The organism is Mesorhizobium loti CJ3sym (genome assembly GCF_000472785.1).
In the GTDB taxonomy this organism is placed as follows: domain Bacteria; phylum Pseudomonadota; class Alphaproteobacteria; order Rhizobiales; family Rhizobiaceae; genus Mesorhizobium; species Mesorhizobium loti_E.
This window is the reverse complement of sequence record NZ_AXAL01000026.1, coordinates 36,249-55,950: the sequence shown is the minus strand read 5'-3', so window position 1 is coordinate 55,950 and position 19,702 is coordinate 36,249. Positions and strand designations below refer to the sequence as shown.

Here is a 19,702-nt window from a genome sequence, read left to right as displayed (position 1 = left end):
GTTTTGCACGCCGGGCTGAACGGGATTAGAGCAGCGCCACATTCAACTCTTTCCAGTGCGGCGGTTTCCGGAAAATGCACAGCATCAAGCGGTTCATCCCCGCCACTTTCGTCGTCCTTTGGGCGACCGGCTTCATCGGCGCGCGCTACGCCATGCCGTGGGCGGAGCCGTTCACCTTCCTCGCCGCACGGTTCGTCATCGCCGCCATCCTGCTGGCTGCGCTGATGCTGGTGCTCGGCTCGAAACGCGCAACGCGCGAGGAGGCGCTGCATGCGACCGGCGCCGGCGTGCTCATGCATGGCGTCTATCTCGGCGCCGTCTTCTGGGCCATCCACCGGGGTATGCCGGCCGGGTTCTCCGCCTTGATCGTTGGCCTGCAGCCGCTGATCACGGCCGTGCTTGCCGGCAAGTTCCTGGGCGAGGCCATCCTGCCGCGCCACTGGCTTGGCCTTGGCATCGGCCTGATTGGCATCGTCATCGTGCTGTGGCCGAAGCTCGGCGCACTGGGCGGCGGCGTAACGGCGGCGACGCTAACCGCCTCGCTGGTCTCGGTGCTCGGCATGAGCGCCGGCACCATCTGGCAGAAGCGGTTCGCTTCCGGCGGCGACCTCGTCGCGGCGACCATGTGGCAATATGTCGGCGGTGCTTCCGTGATGATCCTGGCCGCGCTTGCCTTCGAAACGCACACCGTCATCATCAACGGCGAACTGATCTTCGCCATGGCCTGGCTGGTGCTGGTGCTGTCGCTCGGCGCCATCTTCCTTTTGATGGTGATGATCCGCGACGGCGAGATGTCGAAAGTCGCCTCGTTGTTCTACCTTGTGCCGGCAGTGACGGCGATCATCGCCTGGGCTCTGTTCGACGAACAGCTCAACGCGCTGCAGATCGTCGGCATGGCCATCACCACCTTCGGCGTTGGCCTGGCAACGGCTCAGCCGACCCGGGCACGCGCCTCCAGATAACGGCTGATCGCGGCATTGAGCTCGCCGCCAAGGATGAAGATCGCCGACACAATGTAGAGGAAAACCACCGCGATCATGATCGAGGCGAGACCGGCATAGGTCGTCACATAGGACGAGAAATGGTCGAGATAGGTGGCAAACATCGTCGAGCCGATAAGCCATGCGGCCAGCGTGAAGATGATGCCCGGTACCAGCGAGACGAAGCGGCGCTTGCCGGCCGGCAGCCAGTAGTGCACCGAAAACAGCCCACCGATGATAACGGTTGAGGCAATGACGTACCGCCACAGCGTGATCGTGCCGGTATAGGGTTTGATCCACTCGAAATGCGCTTCCGCCAGCCGCGCCAGCAAGGGCGCGAACACCAGGAGCACGCTGATCGCCAGGAACCCGGCCGTCGCGATCAGCACGAAGAACAGGCTCTGCACCCGGCGATGGATGATGCCGCGCGTCTCGGTGACGCGATAGGCGCGGTTGAGCGACGTGCGCAATGCCTCGATGCCGTTCGAGGCAAAGTAGGCGGCAAGCAGCACGCCGTAGGTCAACAGATCGGTGCGCCGGACGGTCAGCACGTTCAGCACCTCATGCGCGATCGGCTTGGCGATCTGATCCGGCCAGGTGTCGAAGACCAGATGCACGGCCGTGTCGGCAAAAGCCTGGGCGCCGAGGAAGCTGCCCAAGGTCGTTGCGAAGATCAGGAACGGAAACAGCGCCATCAGCGAGGTGATCGCCAGATGGCTGGCCATCGCCCAGCCGTCATCGGTGTTGAAATGACCGAGCGCGTCGTAGAGCACGCGGCGCAGGGCGACAATATTCCGCAGCAAGGACGCGCGCTCCCTTCGATTGTCTCGACGCCGCGAATATGGGAAGTGAATGCGGCAAATGGCAACCCTAAGTCAAACCACGAATTCCCCAGCCACAGAGTTGCGCACCATCATCGTCACCGGTGCGTCTTCAGGCATAGGCGCATATTGCGTGCGGGCGTTGAAGGCCGAAGGCTGGCGGGTGTTCGCGACAGCGCGCAAGCCGGAAGACATCGCCGCCCTCGAAGCGGACGGCATCGAGGCCCTTTACCTCGACTACAGCGAACCAGACTCCATCGCCGCTCTGGCATCGGAGGTCCTCAAGCGCACCGGCGGCAAGCTCGACGCCCTGTTCAACAATGGCGCCTACGCGCAGGCCGGCGCGGTCGAGGACCTGTCGGTGGCCGCGCTGAAGGCACAGTTCGAGGTCAATTTCTTCGGGTGGCATGATTTGACCAGCCGTCTCGTGCCGGTGATGCGCCGCCAGGGCCGTGGCCGCCTCGTCCATTGCTCGTCGATCCTTGGCCTGGTGCCGGTGCGCTTTCGCGGCGCCTATTCGGCATCGAAACATGCGCTCGAGGCGCTGATGCTCTGCCAGCGCCAGGAACTGCAAGGCAGCGGCGTCCATGTCTCGCTGATCGAGCCGGGCCCGGTGAAATCGAAGATCGCCAGCAACGGCCTGCCCTGGTTCCTGAAAAACATCGACATCGAGAATTCCGTGCACAGCGGCGAATATGCCGCGCAACTGGAACGGCTGCGCGCCGGCGGCAGCCAGTCGGCGCTGAAACCCGGGCCAGAAGTGGTCTATACGGTTCTGCGCCATGCACTTCTGTCGCGGCGCCCGCGTCCGCACTATGTGGTAACAGTGCCGGCTAAGATCGGCGCCGCGCTCAAACGCATCCTGCCGGCATCGATACTCTACCGTCTGATGGCCAGACGCGCCTGAACGCCAAAACAACTGGAAACGCAACAATGGCAACCGTCTTCAACATCCTCGCCATTCTGGTCATGGCCGCCGTGGTGATCGTGCTGATCCGAGGCCTCATCAACATGATGCGCGGCGGTTCCGGTGTCACCTCGAACAAGCTGATGCAGGCACGCGTCATGCTGCAGGCCGTGGCGCTGGTGCTGATCCTGCTGGCCGTGTATTTCACCCGCAAGTGAAGATATCGGCAGCGGGGGAGACGAAATGGTCAAGCTCAACAAGATCTACACCCGCACCGGCGACGACGGCACCACGGGCCTCGGCACCGGTGAACGACGGCTAAAATCCGACCTGCGGGTTGACGCCTACGGCACCGTGGACGAAGCCAATGCCTGTATCGGCATTGCCCGGGTCCATACCGCAGAGAACCACCCGGCGATCGACGCCATGCTTTCGCGCATCCAGAACGATCTCTTCGACCTCGGCGCTGACCTTGCCGTGCCGGACGACGGCAAGCCGCTCGAATACGAGCCCTTGCGGATCACACCAGCACAGACCGATCGCGTCGAGAAGGACATCGACCTCCTCAACAAGGACCTCCAGCCGCTCAAATCCTTTGTGCTCAACGGCGGTTCGCCGGCGGCCGCTGCCTTGCATCTTGCCCGCACCGTGGCGCGGCGCGCCGAACGGCTGATGGTGGCCTTGGCGCAAGATCCGAATGAACACGTCAACCGCGACGGGCTGAAATACGTCAACCGCGTCTCGGATTTCCTGTTTGTCGCCGCCCGGGCGGTCAATGACAATGGAAATGCCGACGTGCTATGGGTTCCCGGCGAAAACCGCTGAACGGACCGAAGAGCGGGAGGGGGCCAGCAATCGATGTTCATCCCGCTTTATGATACCAACAGGCTGCGCCATATCCGCCTGCAATATGTGACGATCGGCCTGATCGTGGCCAACGCGCTGGTCTATTGCGCCACTGCCCTCGGCGGCGAGAACTTCACCAATGCGGCGGTGCTTGGCCTCGGCTTCATTCCATCCGTCGTTCACAACACGGCCGAGCTTGACCCTCGCTTCGTCGTCATCCCCGAAAGCCTGAGCTATCTCACCTACTCCTTCCTGCATGCCGACATCTTCCACCTCGGCGGAAACATGCTGTTCCTGTGGGTGTTCGGCGACAATGTCGAGGACGCGCTCGGCCACGTCCGCTACCTCATCTTTTATTTGCTCTGCGCCATCGCCGGCGCCGCTTTCCAGGGCCTCGTCGCCTGGGATTCGCAGGTGCCGCTGATCGGCGCCTCCGGTGCCATCGCCGGCGTGGTCGTCGCCTACCTGATCCTCTACCCCAGGGTGAAGGTCTGGGTGCTGGCCTTTGCCCGTATCCCTTTGCGCATACCGGCCTTCATCCCGCTCATCCTGTGGGTGCTGTTCCAGGTTTTCATGTTTGCCCGCGGCGGCGAGGACCAGATTTCCTGGGCTTGCCACATCGGCGGCATCATGGCAGGCGCCGTGCTGGTGCTTGTCCTGCGCAGCCGCGGCGTGCCGCTTTTTGCCGGCGCCGACGAGGATACCGTGTCTCCTGCGCCCGACCAGCCGCCGGTTGCTGCCGAACCAGCGGCGTCAGAACCGCCAGCCACCACGGCGCGCTGGGGCCGAGGAAACCCTTCTGGCTCAAACTGAACCGATTTGAGCCGCTTTCAGCGTATTGACGTCAAGGGTTGCCCCAACTACGGAAACGTCTCCGTCTGGGCCTAAGGCTGTTAAGGATCAGTCCAAGACGGGCAAAGACCAGAATTTCCATCCGGCCAGAATTCCGTCTGGCCGGAATTCAGTCAGGAATGTCGGCTTTCGACAACTCAGAAAAGGCGCAGGCTGCTATAGCGCGCCCAACTAGCGTGAAGAGGTGACAGGCAAATGAAGATCCTTGTGCCCGTGAAGCGGGTTGTGGATGCGAACGTCAAGGTTCGTGTGAAGGCTGACGGTTCGGCGGTTGAACTCGCCAATGTCAAGATGGCGATGAACCCGTTCGACGAGATCGCGGTCGAAGAGGCGATCCGGCTGAAGGAAGCCGGCAAGGCCGAGGAGATCATCGTCGTGTCGATTGGACCGCAACAGGCACAGGAAACCTTGCGCACCGCGCTCGCCATGGGCGCCGACCGCGCCATCCTGGTCAAGACCGACGAACAGACCGAGCCGCTCGGTGTCGCCAAGGTGCTGAAGGGCGTCGTCGACGCCGAGCAGCCCGGCCTTGTCATCCTCGGTAAGCAGGCGATCGACGACGATTCCAACCAGACCGGCCAGATGCTAGCCGCTTTGCTTGGCTGGGCACAGGGCACCTTCGCCTCCAAGATCGTGCTTGAAGGCGACAAGGCCAAGGTGACGCGCGAAGTCGACGGCGGCCTGCAGACGGTGGAGCTGAAGATGCCGGCGATCGTTACCGCCGACCTTCGCCTCAACCAGCCGCGTTATGCCTCGCTGCCCAACATCATGAAGGCCAAGAAGAAGCAGCTAGACGAAAAGAGCCCGGCCGATTACGGCGCCGACGTCAAGCCGCGCCTCAAGGTCATCAAGACCGAGGAGCCCAGCGGCCGCAAGGCGGGCGTCAAGGTGAAGAGCGTCGCCGAGCTCATCGACAAGCTCAAGAACGAAGCCGGCGTCTTGTAAGCGATCGGGAAAGGAACAGATAAAATGGCAATTCTCCTCATCGCCGAACATGACAACGCAACGCTTTCCGACCAGACCGCCAAGGCGCTGTCAGCGGCCCTGCAGATCGGCTCGGACGTGCATGTGCTGGTGGCCGGCAAGGGCGCCAGGGGCGCTGCCGACGCCGCTGCAAAGCTCAAGGGCGTGACCAAGGTTCTGCTCGCTGAGGCCGACGAACTCGCTGAGCGCCTCGCCGAACCGACGGCGGCACTCGTCGTGTCGCTGGCTGGCGGCTATGACACCATCATCGCGCCGGCGACCTCATCGGGTAAGAACGTCGCGCCGCGCGTCGCGGCCCTGCTCGATGTCGCGCAGGTCTCCGAGATCATCGAAGTGGTTTCGCCTGATACCTTCAAGCGGCCGATCTATGCCGGCAACGCCATCCAGACGGTGCAGTCGACCGACGCCAAGAAGGTCATCACCGTGCGCACCGCCTCCTTCCAGGCGGCGCCCGAGGGCGGCTCCGCCGCGGTCGAGACCGTCAAGGCGGCGGCCAATCCCGGCCTGTCCACCTTCGTCGAGAACAAGCTCTCTGAGAACGACCGTCCGGAACTGACCTCGGCCAAGATCATCATCTCCGGCGGCCGCGCGCTCGGCTCGGCGGAAAAATTCCAGGAGGTCATCCTGCCGGTTGCCGACAAGCTTGGTGCGGCGGTCGGTGCTTCGCGCGCGGCGGTCGATGCCGGCTATGCTCCGAACGACTGGCAGGTCGGCCAGACCGGCAAGGTCGTCGCCCCCGATCTCTACATCGCGGTCGGTATCTCCGGCGCTATCCAGCACCTCGCCGGCATGAAGGATTCCAAGGTTATCGTCGCCATCAACAAGGATGAGGAGGCACCGATCTTCCAGGTGGCCGACTACGGCCTCGTCGGCGATCTTTTCGTTATCTTGCCGGAGTTGCAGAAGGCGCTTTGACGCTTTCGGACAAAGCGTATTAAATGCCTGGGGTGGGGTAGACGAAGTCGCCCCGCCCTTTTAGTTTGCACTGCACAAAAACAGGCCGCAAAGGCCTAAGCAATTCCAGCGGTTTTGCGTCCGGAATTGCGGAAAACAAAAAAGGTGGGGCGCTTCCGCAATTCAGGCGGAAGGGCTCCGGACGGGATCGGTGTAATGAGCAAGATCGAGACGATCGGCATCATCGGCGCGGGCCAGATGGGTGGGGGTATCGCCCACGTCTCCGCGCTTTCAGGCTTCAAGGTGCTCATCTACGATATATCGCCTGACCGCATCGAGAAGGGCATCGCCACCATCAGCGGCAACATGGCCCGCCAGGTGGGCTCAGGCAAGCTCGACGAGAAGCTGCGCAACCAGGCGATGGCGCGCATTGCCTCGGCGCCGACCATGGCCGATCTTGCCGGCGCCGATCTGGTGATCGAGGCGGCGACCGAGGACGAGACGGTCAAGCGCAAGATCTATGCGCAGCTCTGTCCGCAGCTCAATCCCGAAGCGATCCTGGCGACCAACACGTCGTCGATCTCGATCACCCGGCTGGCCGCGCAGACCGACCGGCCGGAGCGTTTCATCGGCATACATTTCATGAACCCGGTTCCACTGATGAAGCTGGTCGAACTGGTGCGTGGCATCGCCACCGAGGACCAGACCTTCGAGGCGGCAAAGACCTATGTGAAGCAGCTCGACAAGACGATCACGGTCTCGGAGGATTTCCCGGCGTTCATCGTCAACCGCATCCTGCTGCCGATGATCAACGAGGCGATCTACACGCTTTACGAGGGCGTAGGCTCGGTCGACGCCATCGACACCGCCATGCGGCTCGGCGCCAATCATCCTATGGGACCGCTGCAGCTGGCCGACTTCATCGGCCTCGACACCTGCCTGTCGATCATGCAGGTGCTGCATGACGGCCTGTCGGATTCGAAGTACCGCCCCTGCCCGCTGCTGGTCAAATATGTCGAGGCCGGCTGGCTCGGCCGCAAGACCGGGCGCGGTTTCTACGACTATCGCGGCGAGCACCCCGTCCCGACGCGCTGAAGCAATTCCAGGAAAAGTGTGAGGCGGTTTTCCCGGGAAAACGCATCGCGTTTTCCCTTGGGAATTGCTCAAAGCAAAGAGGTAAAGCGTCCGCCGCTTATGACGCCGCAGCCAGCGGCGTGGGCGGTGCTGACCTGTCATCGTCGATCTTGCCGTCCGGCGCTACAGAAACGCACCCACGGCCGGCAGCCTTGGCCGCGTAACAGGCGGCATCGGCCTTTGCGATGATCTCATCGACTTCACCGCAATTGGCGCAGATCGCCGCCAGGCCGATGCTGGCGCCGATCGCGTGCTGGCGGCCATCCCAGGTGAAGTTCAGGCCGGCTATCGCATCGATGATGGAGCGTGCCGCGATCCCGGCGCCGGCGGTCGAACCGGATTTCAGGATGACCGCGAATTCGTCGCCGCCCAGGCGCGCGACGATGTCTTCAGGACCAAGCACGCCGCGCACCGCCTCGGCAACCCGCTTCAGCAAGGCGTCTCCCGCGGCGTGACCGCCTGTGTCGTTGACCAGTTTGAAATGGTCGAGGTCGATGAACATGAACTGATGGCCGCCCCCAGCCGTCGTGCCGTCCCTGCGCGCCTGATCGACCAGTCCCTCCATGGTACGGATGAAGCTCGAGCGATTGGCAAGGCCGGTCAGCGCATCATGCGCCGCGGCGTGGGCAAGCTGGCGCTGCAGCGCACGCGCATCGGTGAAGTCCTGGAAGACGATGACCAGACCGCAGAATTCGCTGCGTTCATTCATGATCGGCGACACGACCTGGCGGATGCTGCAGCGTGTGTCATCACGCCGGATCAACACGGCGCGGCTGTTCTGGTCGGAGGGCGCCTCCGCGCCGATCGCGGGCCGTGTCACGCCGATCCTGTGACCCGTCTCCTCGTCGACAGCCCAATAGACATGGCCGAGCGTCTTGCCGAGAGCCGCCGCGCCGGAAACGCCGGTCAGCTTCTCGGCAACCGGGTTCATGAAAGTGACGCGGTTCGCCGCATCGGTGCAGATGACGGCATCGCCGATCGACTGCAGCGTCACCCTGAGCCGCTCTTTCTCGTCGGCCAGCATCGCCGCCGACACCGTCAGGCGCTCTTCGGCCTGCTTGCGCCGGGTGATGTCGGTCAGGCTGCCGATGGCCCTGACCAGACGCCCGTCCCGGTCGCGCTCGATGGCTTTGCCGCGATCGAGGATCCAGACCCACTGACCATCCTTGTGGCGCATCCTGAACTCGGCTTCGAAAAACTCGGTCTTGCCGTCGAGATGGGCGCGGTCCGCCTCGGCGACGGCCTCGCGGTCGTCGGGATGGATCATCGTCAGCCAGCGATCGGGGTCGCCATCGAGTTCACCATCCGCATAGCCAAGCATCTTGACCCAGGTCGAGGAATAGGTGGTGCCGCCTCTGCGGATGTCGAGGTCCCAGACGCCTTGGCCGGCGCCGGCCAGCGCGAAATTCCAGCGCGTTTCGGCCTCGGCAATGCGCGCCTCGGCCAGCTTGCGCGCGTCGATGTCCTCGATCTGCGAGACGAGATAGAGCGGGCGACCGCTTTTCTCGTCACGAATGACGGAGCCGGCAAGATGGGCCCAAATGGGTGTGCCATCCTTCTTGAGGTAGCGCTTCTCGAAGTGAAAAGCGTTGACCGTGCCCGCCTTCATGCCTTCCATGGTCTCCTGCCCGACATGCAGGTCGTCAGGATGTGTGATCTTGAAGAAGGTCAGCGCCTCAATCTCAGGGCGGGTGTAACCAAGCATGGCTGCAAAGGCCGGATTGGTCTGGATAATACGCCCGTCGAGGCCGACGATGGCGATGCCGATCGCCGAGTCCTCCATTGCCCGGCGGAAGCGCTGCTCGCTCTCCGCGATCTGCCGCCGATCCTCCGAGATTCGACCGATGAACAGATAGGCGAAGAAAAGCGCGCAGACCGTTATCGCGACCGACACCTGAAGACAAAGCCTGAGTGTGTCCGCACCAAGATCCAGCCTCGGCAGCGTGAGGGAGGCTGCCAACACGGCAAGACCGGCCACAAGCAAAGCCGGTGCAGCATGTTTGTGGGGCCGCGGCCCCATCATTCCTCGCAATGTCACGATCTGTGCCACCCCCGTGGGCAATCGCTTTTTCCCGTAAAAACCTTGAAGGATCGATTTTAAGGAAAGGTTGCGCCTGGGGTACCGGCGATATGGAGAACCGGCAAACAATTGCCGGCATGATTAAGGATCGGTATGCACGGAGTGCAGGTGCAGGTACCCTGCTACCAGCGCACGAAAAAACGCCCGCCCAGCGCGCCAAGCACAGCAAGGGCCGCGATCGCGATCGTGTACCAGGTGGCGACGAAAAGCGGTGAGTCGTCGAAACAGTGGGCGGCATAGAAGGTCGCGGCCAGCCCGCCGGCCAGCAGGCCAGCCACCGCCCCGGCAAGCACCGGCCGCGTCGGCGCGCCATAGCGCAGCATCCACAGGAAAATGGCCAGCGGGCCGATGCCGATCAGAGGGATGAAGCCCATGCAGATCATCATGTTGGAGCCGACCATGCGCGTGCCCCACAACGCCTCCGGCACCATGAAAAGCTCCAGCACCACGGCCACGGCAACCAGCAGCGGCGCCGCGATCATCCCCGCCATTGCCCGGCCAGTCGAGGCACCCGGTGTCGACAAGGCGCGGATCAGGGCGAAGGCGCTAATGGCCAGCACGATGGTGAAAACGAATTTGGACAGGAAGCGCATCGTATGCGCGGCGATCATGAAGTCGGGGCGCGGGCCGATCGTCAGCAGGAAAACGACGGCCGCGATAATGACAGCCGCGCCAGCCGCCAGCCACCAGGCCGAGCGCAGCGGCATCGCCTTGCTGCTTGCATCGGCGTCGAGCGCCTTGATGAGATCCTCGGTCCTCATGTCATTCCCGCCCAAAACGCTTGGCTATGGCGGCAAGTCCGCGATGCAGCGACACACGCACCGCCGTCTCGGTGATGCCGAACTTGGCAGCCGTCTCGCCGATGGATCGGCCTTCCACCGACACGGCCGAAACCACGGAACGTTGTGCTGGTGACAGGCCGTCGAGAGCCCGGTTGATATCACGCTCACTGACGGTTTCCGGTTCCGGCTCGGCGAAGGTCTCGGCGATATCGTCGACATCGATCTCGATGCGCCGGCCGCGCCGCCGGAACGCGTCGATCAGCTTGAAGCGGGCGATCGCATAGATCCACGGCAGCACCGGCGCGTCCTGGCGCCAGGTATGCCGTTTCACATGAATGGCCAGCAAGGTTTCCTGCACGACATCCTCGGGATCGACCCCGCCCTGCACGATCTTGCGCCGGACAAAACCGCGAACTAGCGCGGCAATCCGGTGCAGAAAGTCGGCGTAGGCCCTTTCATCTCCTGCGATCGCGGCTCGCAACAGCCGGGAAAGCTCGGCCTCGTCCTTGCCGCTCACAAGAGTTCACTCCCCGATTTTCGCACCTCGGCACTGATTTGTTACGTGGCCGGCGAAATAATGTCCAAGCCAAACTACGGGCAAATCACGAAAGTTTGCTGACAGGTCGATGTGAACCGATGACGGCCGGTCCGCGGGCTTCTTCTAACGAAGGGAGCCCGGATTCCCTTGGCGCGCCAACGCTCATCGGGTCAATCGCCGTTATTTTGCACCGGGTGGAGTTAATCGCCTGAGGCCGTCGTTTGTGCCTGAGCGAGATCATCAATGTTGACTAACGTAGTCATGTATCGATAGGTGGAACTCGTGCCAAAACCCTAGATCGAGGACGACACCATGAAATACAAGCTTTCCACGCTCGTCGGCGCGACGGCGGTTGCAATTGGCCTGATCGCCGGCCCGGCGATGGCCGAGGATGCCGGCATCATCGTCTACAACGCCCAGCACGAAAGCCTGGCCAAGGAATGGGCCGAAGGTTTCACCAAGGAGACCGGCATCAAGGTCACCTTGCGCAATGGCGGTGACAGCGACTTCTCCAACCAGATCGTCGCTGAAGGCACCGCCTCACCCGCCGACGTGTTCCTGACCGAAAACTCACCGGCCATGGTGCTGGTCGAAAGCGCCGGCCTGTTCGCACCGGTCGACGCCGACACGATGGCTCAGGTGCCGCAGGACTATCAGGCAGCCAGCGGCAAATGGGTGGGTGTGGCCGCGCGCAGCACCGTCTTTGCCTACAACACGACCAAGCTCAAGACCGACCAGTTGCCCAAGTCGCTGCTCGATCTTGCCGACCCAAGCTGGAAGGGCCGCTGGGCCGCATCGCCCTCGGGCGCCGATTTCCAGGCCATCGTCAGCGCGCTGCTGCAGCTCAAGGGTCAGGCCGCCACGGCGGACTGGCTGAAGGCCATGAAGACAAACTTCACCGCCTACAAGGGCAACAGCACGGTGATGAAGGCGGTCAACGCCGGCGAGATCGAAGGCGGCGTGATCTATCATTATTACTACTTCGGCGATCAGGCCAAGACCGGCGAGAACAGCAAGAACGTCGCGCTGCACTATTTCAAGAACCAGGATCCGGGCGCTTTCGTCTCGGTCTCCGGTGGCGGCGTGCTCGCCTCGAGCAAGCATCCGAAGGAAGCCCAGGCCTTCCTGAAGTTTGTGACCGGCAAGGGTGGCCAGGAGGTGCTGAAGAACGGTACGTCGTTCGAATACGCGGTCGGCAAGGGCGCGGAGTCCAACCCGAAGCTGGTGCCGCTGGTTGATCTGCAGGCGCCGAAGGTCGACGCCACGACGCTGAACTCCAAGAAGGTCACCGACCTGATGACGGCAGCCGGCTTGCTTTAATAGCCGTTCGTCCTGATAAGGACGTCAGACCGTGCTCCCGCGGGGCTTTGCCTTCCGCGGGAGCGTTTTGTTTTCGAGATGGCATTTGTCGATGACGACACGCTGCATTCCTGACCGCGATCGCGGTTCTTCAATGGCTGCCGCTGGACGGCAGCGGCACGGCGTCTGACCTGATGCAGTCCACGGTCGATCTCGCGCGCTCGGGCCTGCCTTCGGGCACAGGCAGGAGGGCCCGAAGGCGCGTGGCACCTTGGCTGATCACCGCAGCCATTTCTGTTTCGCTGCTCGCCCTTGTGCCGCTCGCCTTCATCATCTGGATCGCGGTGCAGACCGGCTGGGACACCGTCTCGGCACTGGTCTTCCGGCCGCGTGTCGGCGAACTGCTGGTCAACACCACGCTGCTGGTGCTGCTGGCCGTGCCGATCGCCATCATATTGTCCGTCGCGCTGGCCTGGCTGACCGAACGCAGCAACCTGCCTGGCGCCCGGCTGTGGGCCTGGCTGTGCGTGGCACCGCTCGCCATTCCCGCGTTCGTGCATTCCTATGCCTGGATCACCATGGTGCCCGGGCTGCATGGCCTGTGGGCAGGCGTGCTGGTATCCGTCATCGCCTATTTTCCTTTTCTCTACCTTCCCATATCGGCGGCACTGCGCCGTCTCGATCCTGCCCTGGAGGATGCGGCGGCAGCCCTTGGCCTGGGGCCGTGGCGCGTATTCTGGCGCGTCGTGTTGCCGCAGCTCAGGCTCGCCATCTGCGGCGGCTCGCTGCTGGTCGGACTGCATCTGCTGGCCGAATACGGCCTCTATGTCTTCATCCGCTTCGACACCTTCACCACGGCGATCGTCGACCAGTTCCAGTCGACCTTCAACGGACCGGCCGCCAACATGCTGGCCGGCGTGCTGGTGACCTGCTGCTTCGTGCTTCTGGGCCTCGAAGTGCTGGTGCGCGGCGAGGAGCGCTATGCCCGTGTCGGCTCCGGTGCTGCCCGCTATCAGCAGCGCGCCAATCTCGGACGCGCCACCATCCCGAGCCTCCTCTTGCTTCTTGTCACCACGCTGCTGGCGCTGGGCGTGCCCTTCGTCACCATCGGCCGCTGGCTTGCCGCCGGTGGCACGGATGTCTGGCGCTTCGATGAGATCGGCCTGGCGCTCGGCCAGACGCTGTTCCTGGCGCTCGCCGGCGCCCTGCTCGCCACCGTCGCCGCCATGCCGATGGCCTGGATCTCGATCCGCGCCCCGGGGCCGTTGCAGCGCTTGCTGGAGGGCTGCAACTACATCGTCGGCTCGCTGCCGGGTGTCGTCATCGCACTGGCGCTCGTCACCATCACCGTGCGCATCGCTTTGCCGCTTTATCAAACCCTGTTCACCATCCTGGTCGCCTACGCGCTGATGTTCCTGCCACGTGCGCTGGTCAGCCTGCGGGCGTCGATCGCGCAGGCGCCGGTCGAACTCGAACGGGCCGCGTCCAGCCTCGGCCGGCGTCCGCTCAACGCGCTGTGGTCAACGACCATCCGCCTGTCGGCGCCCGGAGCCGCGGCCGGCATGGCGCTGGTGGCGCTCGGCATCATGAACGAGCTGACCGCGACGCAGATGTTGGCGCCGAACGGCACCCGCACCCTGGCGATGGCGTTCTGGTCCTATAGTGGCGAGATTGATTATGCCTCTGCGGCGCCTTACGCCTTCATCATGGTGGCGATGTCGCTCCCCCTCACCTGGCTGCTCTATGTCCAGTCGAAACGGATGGCCGGACGATGAGCTTTCTCGAAATCAGCGGCCTGAAAAAGCATTACGGCCCGGTCGCCGCGCTGGCCGGTGTCGACCTGAGCGTCGCCAGCGGCAGCCGCACGGCGATCGTCGGACCATCCGGCTGTGGCAAAACCACCTTGCTGCGGCTGATCGCCGGCTTCGAGGCTCCCGACCAGGGTCACATCGCGCTCGACGGCGAGGTGCTGGCCAATGGCGGTGTGGCGGTGCCGGCGCATCGCCGCGGCATCGGCGTGGTGGCGCAGGACGGCGCCCTGTTCCCACATCTGACCATATCGGACAATATCGGTTTCGGCATGGGCCGGAACGAGGACAAGCGCGCCGAGCGCATCGTCGAGCTCGCCTATATCGTCGGGCTCGACAAGGCGATCCTGAAGCGCCGCCCACACGAGCTTTCCGGTGGCCAGCAGCAGCGCGTGGCGCTTGCCCGCGCCATGGCGATGAAGCCGAGGCTGATGCTCTTGGACGAACCGTTCTCGGCACTCGATACCGGCCTGCGCGCCTCAATGCGCAAGGCGGTCGCCGAACTTTTGGAGGCGGCCGGCATCACCACCATCCTGGTCACGCACGACCAGGCCGAAGCGCTGTCCTTCGCTGCCCAGGTGGCGGTGATGCGCGACGGCAAGTTCTCGCAGGTCGGCACGCCGCGCGATCTCTACCTCAAGCCGAAGGACAGGATGATCGCCGAATTCCTCGGCGACGCCATCATCCTACCGGCAAAGATATCAGATGGCTTCGCCAGCTCATCGCTCGGCCGCATCGCCGTCGACACAATGGAGCGGCGCGATGTCGCCCGCATCATGTTGCGGCCGGAGCAGATTGCCTTGAAGAGAACGTCGCGCGAAGGCATGTCGGGCACATCGGACATGCCGTTCGGCGAGGTGACGGAATCGGAGTTCGCCGGCTCGACATGCACGATCGCGGTGCGGCTGCTGAACAATTCCGACCCTCCGGATGCCGCCGCGATCGGCAACACGCCGCTAATCCTGCGCAAATCCGGCATGGACGCGCCAGCGGTCGGCGAGATCGTGCGGCTCACCGTGTCGGGAAAGGCGCATGTCTTCGCCTGAACGGCCGAAGACTGACGGCGCTGGCTTGAAGATCAGAGCGCCGGCTCGGGTACGGACGCCTTGAACACATCGAGGCGGTTTCCCGTCTCCGACGAAAAGAAATGCATGTCCTCGGGCGAGATCCTGAGACCGACCGTACTGCCGGGCTCCAGGTGCACAGCCTCCGAGGTCATCACCGAAAACGGCGCACCGTCGAGATCGACATAGATGACCCGCCCCGCGCCCAGTTCCTCGACCAGGTCGACGGTGGCATTGAGCGCGCCGGCCGTGTCCGGAGCCACCAGGCGGACGGCTTCCGGCCGGATACCCATCGCCACCTTGGTGCCGACCGGCAGACCGGCGCGAGACATTGCCAGGCGCCGGCTGCCGCCGAGCAGCGACAACCCGCCGAGTTCGACCGTGCCTTCGAGCATGTTCATCGCCGGCGCACCAACGAAGGTGGCGACGAAGCGGCTGGCCGGCCTTGTATAGATTTCACCTGGTGTGCCGACCTGTTCGACACGCCCGCCATTCATCACCACCAGCCGGTCGGCCAGCGTCATCGCCTCGACCTGGTCGTGGGTGACGAAGACGGACGTGACGTTGAGCCGTCGATGCAGCTTGCGGATTTCCGAGCGCATCTGGACGCGTAGCTTGGCGTCGAGGTTGGACAGCGGCTCGTCGAACAGGAACACTTTCGGCTCGCGTATCATCGCGCGGCCCATGGCGACGCGCTGGCGCTGGCCACCGGAAAGCGCCATCGGCTTGCGGTCGAGCAGATGTTCAAGCTCGAGCGTGCGGGCGACCGCCTGGATGCGCTGTGTCCGTTCCGCCGAGGGAACGCCAGCCACTTTCAGCGAATAGCCGATGTTCTGCGCTACGCTCATATGCGGATAGAGCGCGTAGTTCTGGAACACCATGGCGCAGCCGCGCTCGCGCGGTTCGAGCTTGTTGACCACGGTGCCGTCGATAGCGATCGTGCCGCCGGAGATCTCCTCCAGTCCGGCGATCATGCGCAGCAGCGTGGACTTGCCGCAGCCGGAAGGCCCCAGAATGACGACGAATTCGCCCGAGGCGAAGTCGAGGTCGACACCGTGCACGACCTGCGTCTTGGCGTAATTCTTCTTGACGCCGCGAATGGTGATGGAGGCCATTTTTGTCTCCTGTTATTTCTCGGTGGCGACTAGGCCACGCACGATCCAGCGTTGCATGAGCACAACGACAAGCAGCGGCGGCAACATGATGATAAGCGTGCCAGCCATGGCGATGTGCCATTCCGGAGTGCCGCCGACATTGGGAATGAGCTGCTTCAACTCGGTCACCGCCATCGCATGCGACTGGTCGGTGGTGATGAGCAGCGGCCACAGATACTGGTTCCAGGCCCACAGGAACATGATGGTGCCGAGCGCGGCCATATTGTTGCGTGACAGCGGCAGAAGGATATCGATGAAGAAGCGCAGCGGCCCTGCCCCGTCCATGCGCGCCGCCTCGGTCAGTTCATCCGGCAGGGTGAGGAAGAACTGCCGGTAGAGGAACGTGCCGGTCGCCGTCGCGACCAACGGCAGGATCAGTCCGGGGTAGGAATTGAGCAGCCCAAGGTTGAGCGAGACCTGCACCCCCGACACCTTCTCGATCAGCCAGCTCAAGCCTGTCAAATCCAGGATGGCCTGGTAGGGCGACAGCACATTGGCGACGACCGCGTAGGTCGGCACGATGCGCACTTCCAGCGGCAGCATCAGCGTGATGAAGATCAGCCAGAACATGAACATCCGGCCCGGAAAGCGGAAATAGACGATCGAGAAGGCGGTGAGCGCCGAAATGATCACTTTGCCCGCCGCCACGCCGCCAGCGACGATGAAGCTGTTGAGCAGCTTGGGGCCGAGATCGGCTGTAACCCACGCCGTCTTGATGTTGATCCAGAAGTCACTGCCCGGCAGCAGCGACATCGGCACATCGTTGACATCCTTCAGATTGTGCGACGCCGCGATGGCGACGATCAGGAACGGCGCGACGCAGAAGACAAAGCCGATGAACAGGATCAGATGCGTGAAGAAATTGAGGAGTGGGGTGCGCTCTACCATGTCATCCTCAGCCGTAGTGCACGCGCCGCTCGATGAAGCGGAACTGGAAGATGGTGAGCAGGATGATGAGCAGCATCAGGATGATGCTCTGCGCGGCGGCACCAGAATAATCCAGACCTTTGAAGCCGTCGGAATAGATCTTGTAGACCATCAGATTGGTTGCGTTCGCCGGCCCGCCTGATGTCATGATGTCGACGATGCCGAAGGAATCCTGGAAGCTTTCGGTGATGTTGATGACCAAAAGGAAGAAGATCGTCGGCGTGATCAGCGGGAACTGGATATCCCAGAAACGCCTGATGACGCCCGAACCGTCCATTGCGGCGGCCTCTATCAGCGAGCGGGGTATGGCCTGGAATGCGGCGAGAAAGAAGATGAAGTTGTAGCCGACATATTTCCACGAGAAGGCGACGATGATCGACGCCATGGCATCCGCGCCATCGAGACCCGGATCCCAGATCCCCGGCCACATCCGGTTGACGACGGAAAGGAACCCCGCCTCCGGCGCCAGGATGAAGCGGAACGCCAGCGCCAGCGCCGGTGCGGCGATGCCGTAGGGCCAGATCAGCACCACGCGATAGAGGCGCGAGCCGGCGAGTTGCCGATCGGTCAGGGCGGCAAGCACGAGCGCGATGAACATTGCGAGCCCGGTGCTGATGCCAGCGAAGACGAGGCTGGCGGTAATCGAATTCCAGTAGTCGGCGTTGACCAGGATCGAGCGGAAATTGTCGAGCCCGACCCAGATGTTGCCGCCGCCCCAGGGCTGCTGCAGCGTCAGCGACCAGTACACCGCCTGGCCGGCTGGCCAGTAGAAGAAGGTGAAGATGAGGAGCAACTGCGGCACCGCGAAAAGGATGCCGATCGTCCAACTGCTGAAGGTAACGCGTTTTTCCATCAGTCCGCCGATGCCGCACAACGGCCACTTAGAGCAAAGGTGAGATTAGTATACGAAATGGCCGCCCGTCGAATCTCGGCGGGCGGCCGTTCCGCCATCCGGGTTAGGGCAGGGTCTTGCCCGGATAGGTCTGCTGGAAGCGGTCGAGGATGGCGTCGCCGTTCTTGACCAGCGTGTCGAGGCCTTCCTGGACGCTGACCTTGTTGGCGAAGATCGCCTGCATCTGCGTGCCGAACTCGGCGCGGATCTGGGTGAAGTTGCCCAGGCGCACACCGCGGGTGATTTCGGTCGGCTCGGACGCGGTCAGGCTGGCGATCGCGGTTTCACGCCCCTTGTAGGGCGCCTTGTCGTAGAAGCCCTGACCCTTCATGTAGTCGAAGCCCGACTTGGTCACCGGGATGTAGCCGGTGTTGGTCGACCAGAACAACGCCGTCTTGGGGTCGTGGATGAAGTTGAGGAACGCGGCCGCGCCCTTGTACTCGGCATCCGACTTGCCCGAGAGAACCCAAAGCGAAGCGCCGCCGACGAGCGAATTCTTGCGCTCGGTGCCGGCATAGACCGGCAGTTCGGCAACATCCCAGTTCATGCCTTCTTTCTGGGTTCGGCCGACGGTGCCGTGGTCGCCGACCGACGTCAGGATGACCTGGCAGGTGCCCGAGGCGAAGGCCTGGACCATGTCCTGGCCGAGGTCCTTTGACTTGATCTTGATGAGACCGGCGTCATACCACTTCTTCAGGTCGGTAACGTACTGGACGAACTTGGTCTTGTTGACTTCGAGGCGGGCGTCGAGGCCGTCATAGCCGTTGTTCTTGGTGGCGACCGGCTGGTTGTGGATGGCCGAGAACTGCTCCATCAACTGCCAGCTTTCGTTGGCCGAGATGTTGATCGCCATCGGGCATTCATAGCCGGCGTCCTTCATGGCCTGAAGGTCGGCGCCGACATCTTCCCAGGTCTTTGGCGCTTCGGTCTTGCCGATCTTGGCGAAGGCGTCCTTGTTCCAGTACATCAGCGCGGTCGAGGAATTGAACGGGAAGGACAGCATTTCGCCCTTCGACGTCGCGTAATAGCGCGCGATGCCGGGGAAATAGTCGGCGTAGTCGATCTTGTAGCCGTTTTCTTCCATCAGCTTGTCGGCGGGCTTGTAGGCGCCCGACAGCATCATCGTGGCGGTGCCGACATCATAGACCTGAACGACGGTCGGCTGCTTGCCGGCGCGGAAGGCAGCGATGGTGTTCTGTAGCGTGGCGTCGTAATTGCCCTGGCTGGTACAGACCACTTCATAATCGGACTGCAAAGCGTTGAAGTTCTTGCACATCGTATCGACGACGCGGGCGAGGTCGCCCGAAAGGCCGAACCAGAAATCGAATTTTACCGGCTCTGCAAAGGCAGGCATTGCCAGCGCGGTGCTGAGCGCGCCGGCGGCAAGGGCAGCAAAGCCCCGCTTGATCATGGTCATGGGTTTTCCCTCTTGAGTGGCTGGTGACAAGGGTCTTGCGCAAGTCCTTGCCCGCTCTCTTAGAGAAGGTATGTGACAGTTCTGTTGTGGCTTCCGGCCTTTGCACAGCTGCTCATTCCTCGCCTTCGGCGGCTTGGCCGGCATCAAAACGTCACACCGGCATCCTTGCTAGCTAGGGCAGCTGTCGAGGGGCGTAAAGACCACGACCGGCAGCCATGATTACCCGACTAAATGAGTCATGAAATGGCTGTGCGGCAGCTGACGCCTGCGCCGGGAAAGCACGCTACGGTTGCAGGTGACTTTATCGATCCTTCAATGGCCAA

19 protein-coding genes are annotated in these 19,702 nt (G+C 63.0%); 11 read left to right on the top strand and 8 right to left on the bottom strand.

What is annotated here, in order from left to right:
* Positions 1–74: 74 nt before the first annotated feature.
* Positions 75–962, top strand: a complete 888-nt coding sequence (locus A3A9_RS0129040; protein WP_027061769.1) for a DMT family transporter — start codon at positions 75–77, stop codon at positions 960–962.
* Here the strand turns inward: A3A9_RS0129040 and A3A9_RS0129035 are convergent.
* Positions 932–1,783 (bottom strand): YihY/virulence factor BrkB family protein, encoded by an 852-nt coding sequence (locus tag A3A9_RS0129035; protein WP_027061768.1) that lies wholly within the window; start codon positions 1,781–1,783, stop codon positions 932–934. The genes A3A9_RS0129040 and A3A9_RS0129035 overlap by 31 nt on opposite strands.
* Positions 1,784–1,841: 58 nt before the next feature.
* Here A3A9_RS0129035 and A3A9_RS0129030 point away from each other — a divergent pair, with 58 nt between their 5' ends.
* The 7 genes from A3A9_RS0129030 to A3A9_RS0129000 all read left to right on the top strand — a co-directional run bounded on the left by A3A9_RS0129030 (position 1,842) and on the right by A3A9_RS0129000 (position 7,379).
* On the top strand, positions 1,842–2,708 hold the full coding sequence (locus A3A9_RS0129030) for an SDR family oxidoreductase (RefSeq protein ID WP_082222270.1): 867 nt from the start codon (positions 1,842–1,844) through the stop codon (positions 2,706–2,708).
* A gap of 26 nt (positions 2,709–2,734) precedes the next feature.
* Positions 2,735–2,926 (top strand): twin transmembrane helix small protein, encoded by a 192-nt coding sequence (locus A3A9_RS0129025; protein ID WP_027031242.1) that lies wholly within the window; start codon positions 2,735–2,737, stop codon positions 2,924–2,926.
* 25 nt (positions 2,927–2,951) lie between these two features.
* Entirely contained in the window at positions 2,952–3,533 is a 582-nt protein-coding gene (locus tag A3A9_RS0129020; RefSeq protein WP_027061766.1) for a cob(I)yrinic acid a,c-diamide adenosyltransferase, read from the top strand.
* Positions 3,534–3,566: 33 nt separating this feature from the next.
* Entirely contained in the window at positions 3,567–4,367 is an 801-nt protein-coding gene (locus tag A3A9_RS0129015; protein ID WP_027061765.1) for a rhomboid family intramembrane serine protease, read from the top strand.
* A gap of 234 nt (positions 4,368–4,601) precedes the next feature.
* On the top strand, positions 4,602–5,351 hold the full coding sequence (locus tag A3A9_RS0129010; RefSeq protein WP_027061764.1) for an electron transfer flavoprotein subunit beta/FixA family protein: 750 nt from the start codon (positions 4,602–4,604) through the stop codon (positions 5,349–5,351).
* 24 nt (positions 5,352–5,375) lie between these two features.
* Positions 5,376–6,305 carry an electron transfer flavoprotein subunit alpha/FixB family protein gene (locus A3A9_RS0129005; protein WP_027061763.1) on the top strand — a complete coding sequence of 310 codons (930 nt, stop codon included), beginning with the start codon at positions 5,376–5,378 and terminating at the stop codon, positions 6,303–6,305.
* A gap of 195 nt (positions 6,306–6,500) precedes the next feature.
* Positions 6,501–7,379 (top strand): 3-hydroxybutyryl-CoA dehydrogenase, encoded by an 879-nt coding sequence (locus tag A3A9_RS0129000; protein WP_027031247.1) that lies wholly within the window; start codon positions 6,501–6,503, stop codon positions 7,377–7,379.
* Between the two features lie 97 nt (positions 7,380–7,476).
* On the opposite strand, the gene A3A9_RS0128995 is transcribed toward A3A9_RS0129000, so the two are convergent.
* From A3A9_RS0128995 to A3A9_RS0128985, 3 genes are all read right to left on the bottom strand, one after another.
* The gene (locus A3A9_RS0128995; RefSeq protein WP_245279147.1) at positions 7,477–9,312 is read right to left on the bottom strand and encodes a PAS domain S-box protein; all 1,836 of its coding nucleotides are present in this window, start codon (positions 9,310–9,312) and stop codon (positions 7,477–7,479) included.
* Positions 9,313–9,620: 308 nt separating this feature from the next.
* Positions 9,621–10,259 carry an NrsF family protein gene (locus A3A9_RS0128990; RefSeq protein ID WP_027061761.1) on the bottom strand — a complete coding sequence of 213 codons (639 nt, stop codon included), beginning with the start codon at positions 10,257–10,259 and terminating at the stop codon, positions 9,621–9,623.
* A gap of 1 nt (position 10,260) precedes the next feature.
* A complete protein-coding gene (locus A3A9_RS0128985; protein ID WP_027031250.1) occupies positions 10,261–10,797 on the bottom strand; it encodes a sigma-70 family RNA polymerase sigma factor in 537 nt (178 codons plus the stop codon).
* 333 nt (positions 10,798–11,130) lie between these two features.
* On the opposite strand from A3A9_RS0128985, the gene A3A9_RS0128980 reads away from it, so the two are divergent.
* The 3 genes from A3A9_RS0128980 to A3A9_RS0128970 all read left to right on the top strand — a co-directional run bounded on the left by A3A9_RS0128980 (position 11,131) and on the right by A3A9_RS0128970 (position 14,971).
* A complete protein-coding gene (locus A3A9_RS0128980; RefSeq protein WP_027061760.1) occupies positions 11,131–12,138 on the top strand; it encodes an iron ABC transporter substrate-binding protein in 1,008 nt (335 codons plus the stop codon).
* A gap of 173 nt (positions 12,139–12,311) precedes the next feature.
* Entirely contained in the window at positions 12,312–13,892 is a 1,581-nt protein-coding gene (locus A3A9_RS0128975; protein WP_027061759.1) for an ABC transporter permease, read from the top strand.
* Positions 13,889–14,971 carry an ABC transporter ATP-binding protein gene (locus A3A9_RS0128970; protein ID WP_027061758.1) on the top strand — a complete coding sequence of 361 codons (1,083 nt, stop codon included), beginning with the start codon at positions 13,889–13,891 and terminating at the stop codon, positions 14,969–14,971. Before A3A9_RS0128975 ends, A3A9_RS0128970 begins: the two co-directional genes overlap by 4 nt.
* Before the next feature lie 32 nt (positions 14,972–15,003).
* Here the strand turns inward: A3A9_RS0128970 and ugpC are convergent, their stop codons facing one another.
* The 4 genes from ugpC to A3A9_RS0128950 all read right to left on the bottom strand — a co-directional run bounded on the left by ugpC (position 15,004) and on the right by A3A9_RS0128950 (position 19,379).
* Positions 15,004–16,104, bottom strand: coding sequence for a sn-glycerol-3-phosphate ABC transporter ATP-binding protein UgpC (gene ugpC, locus A3A9_RS0128965; RefSeq protein ID WP_027061757.1), 1,101 nt, complete (start codon positions 16,102–16,104; stop codon positions 15,004–15,006).
* 12 nt (positions 16,105–16,116) lie between these two features.
* Positions 16,117–17,031: an ABC transporter permease subunit gene (locus A3A9_RS0128960; RefSeq protein WP_027061756.1), complete on the bottom strand. Its 915-nt coding sequence runs from the start codon at positions 17,029–17,031 to the stop codon at positions 16,117–16,119.
* A 7-nt stretch (positions 17,032–17,038) separates the two neighbouring features.
* Positions 17,039–17,923 (bottom strand): carbohydrate ABC transporter permease, encoded by an 885-nt coding sequence (locus A3A9_RS0128955; RefSeq protein WP_027061755.1) that lies wholly within the window; start codon positions 17,921–17,923, stop codon positions 17,039–17,041.
* Between the two features lie 103 nt (positions 17,924–18,026).
* The gene (locus tag A3A9_RS0128950; protein ID WP_027061754.1) at positions 18,027–19,379 is read right to left on the bottom strand and encodes an extracellular solute-binding protein; all 1,353 of its coding nucleotides are present in this window, start codon (positions 19,377–19,379) and stop codon (positions 18,027–18,029) included.
* Between the last annotated feature and the right edge of the window lie 323 nt (positions 19,380–19,702).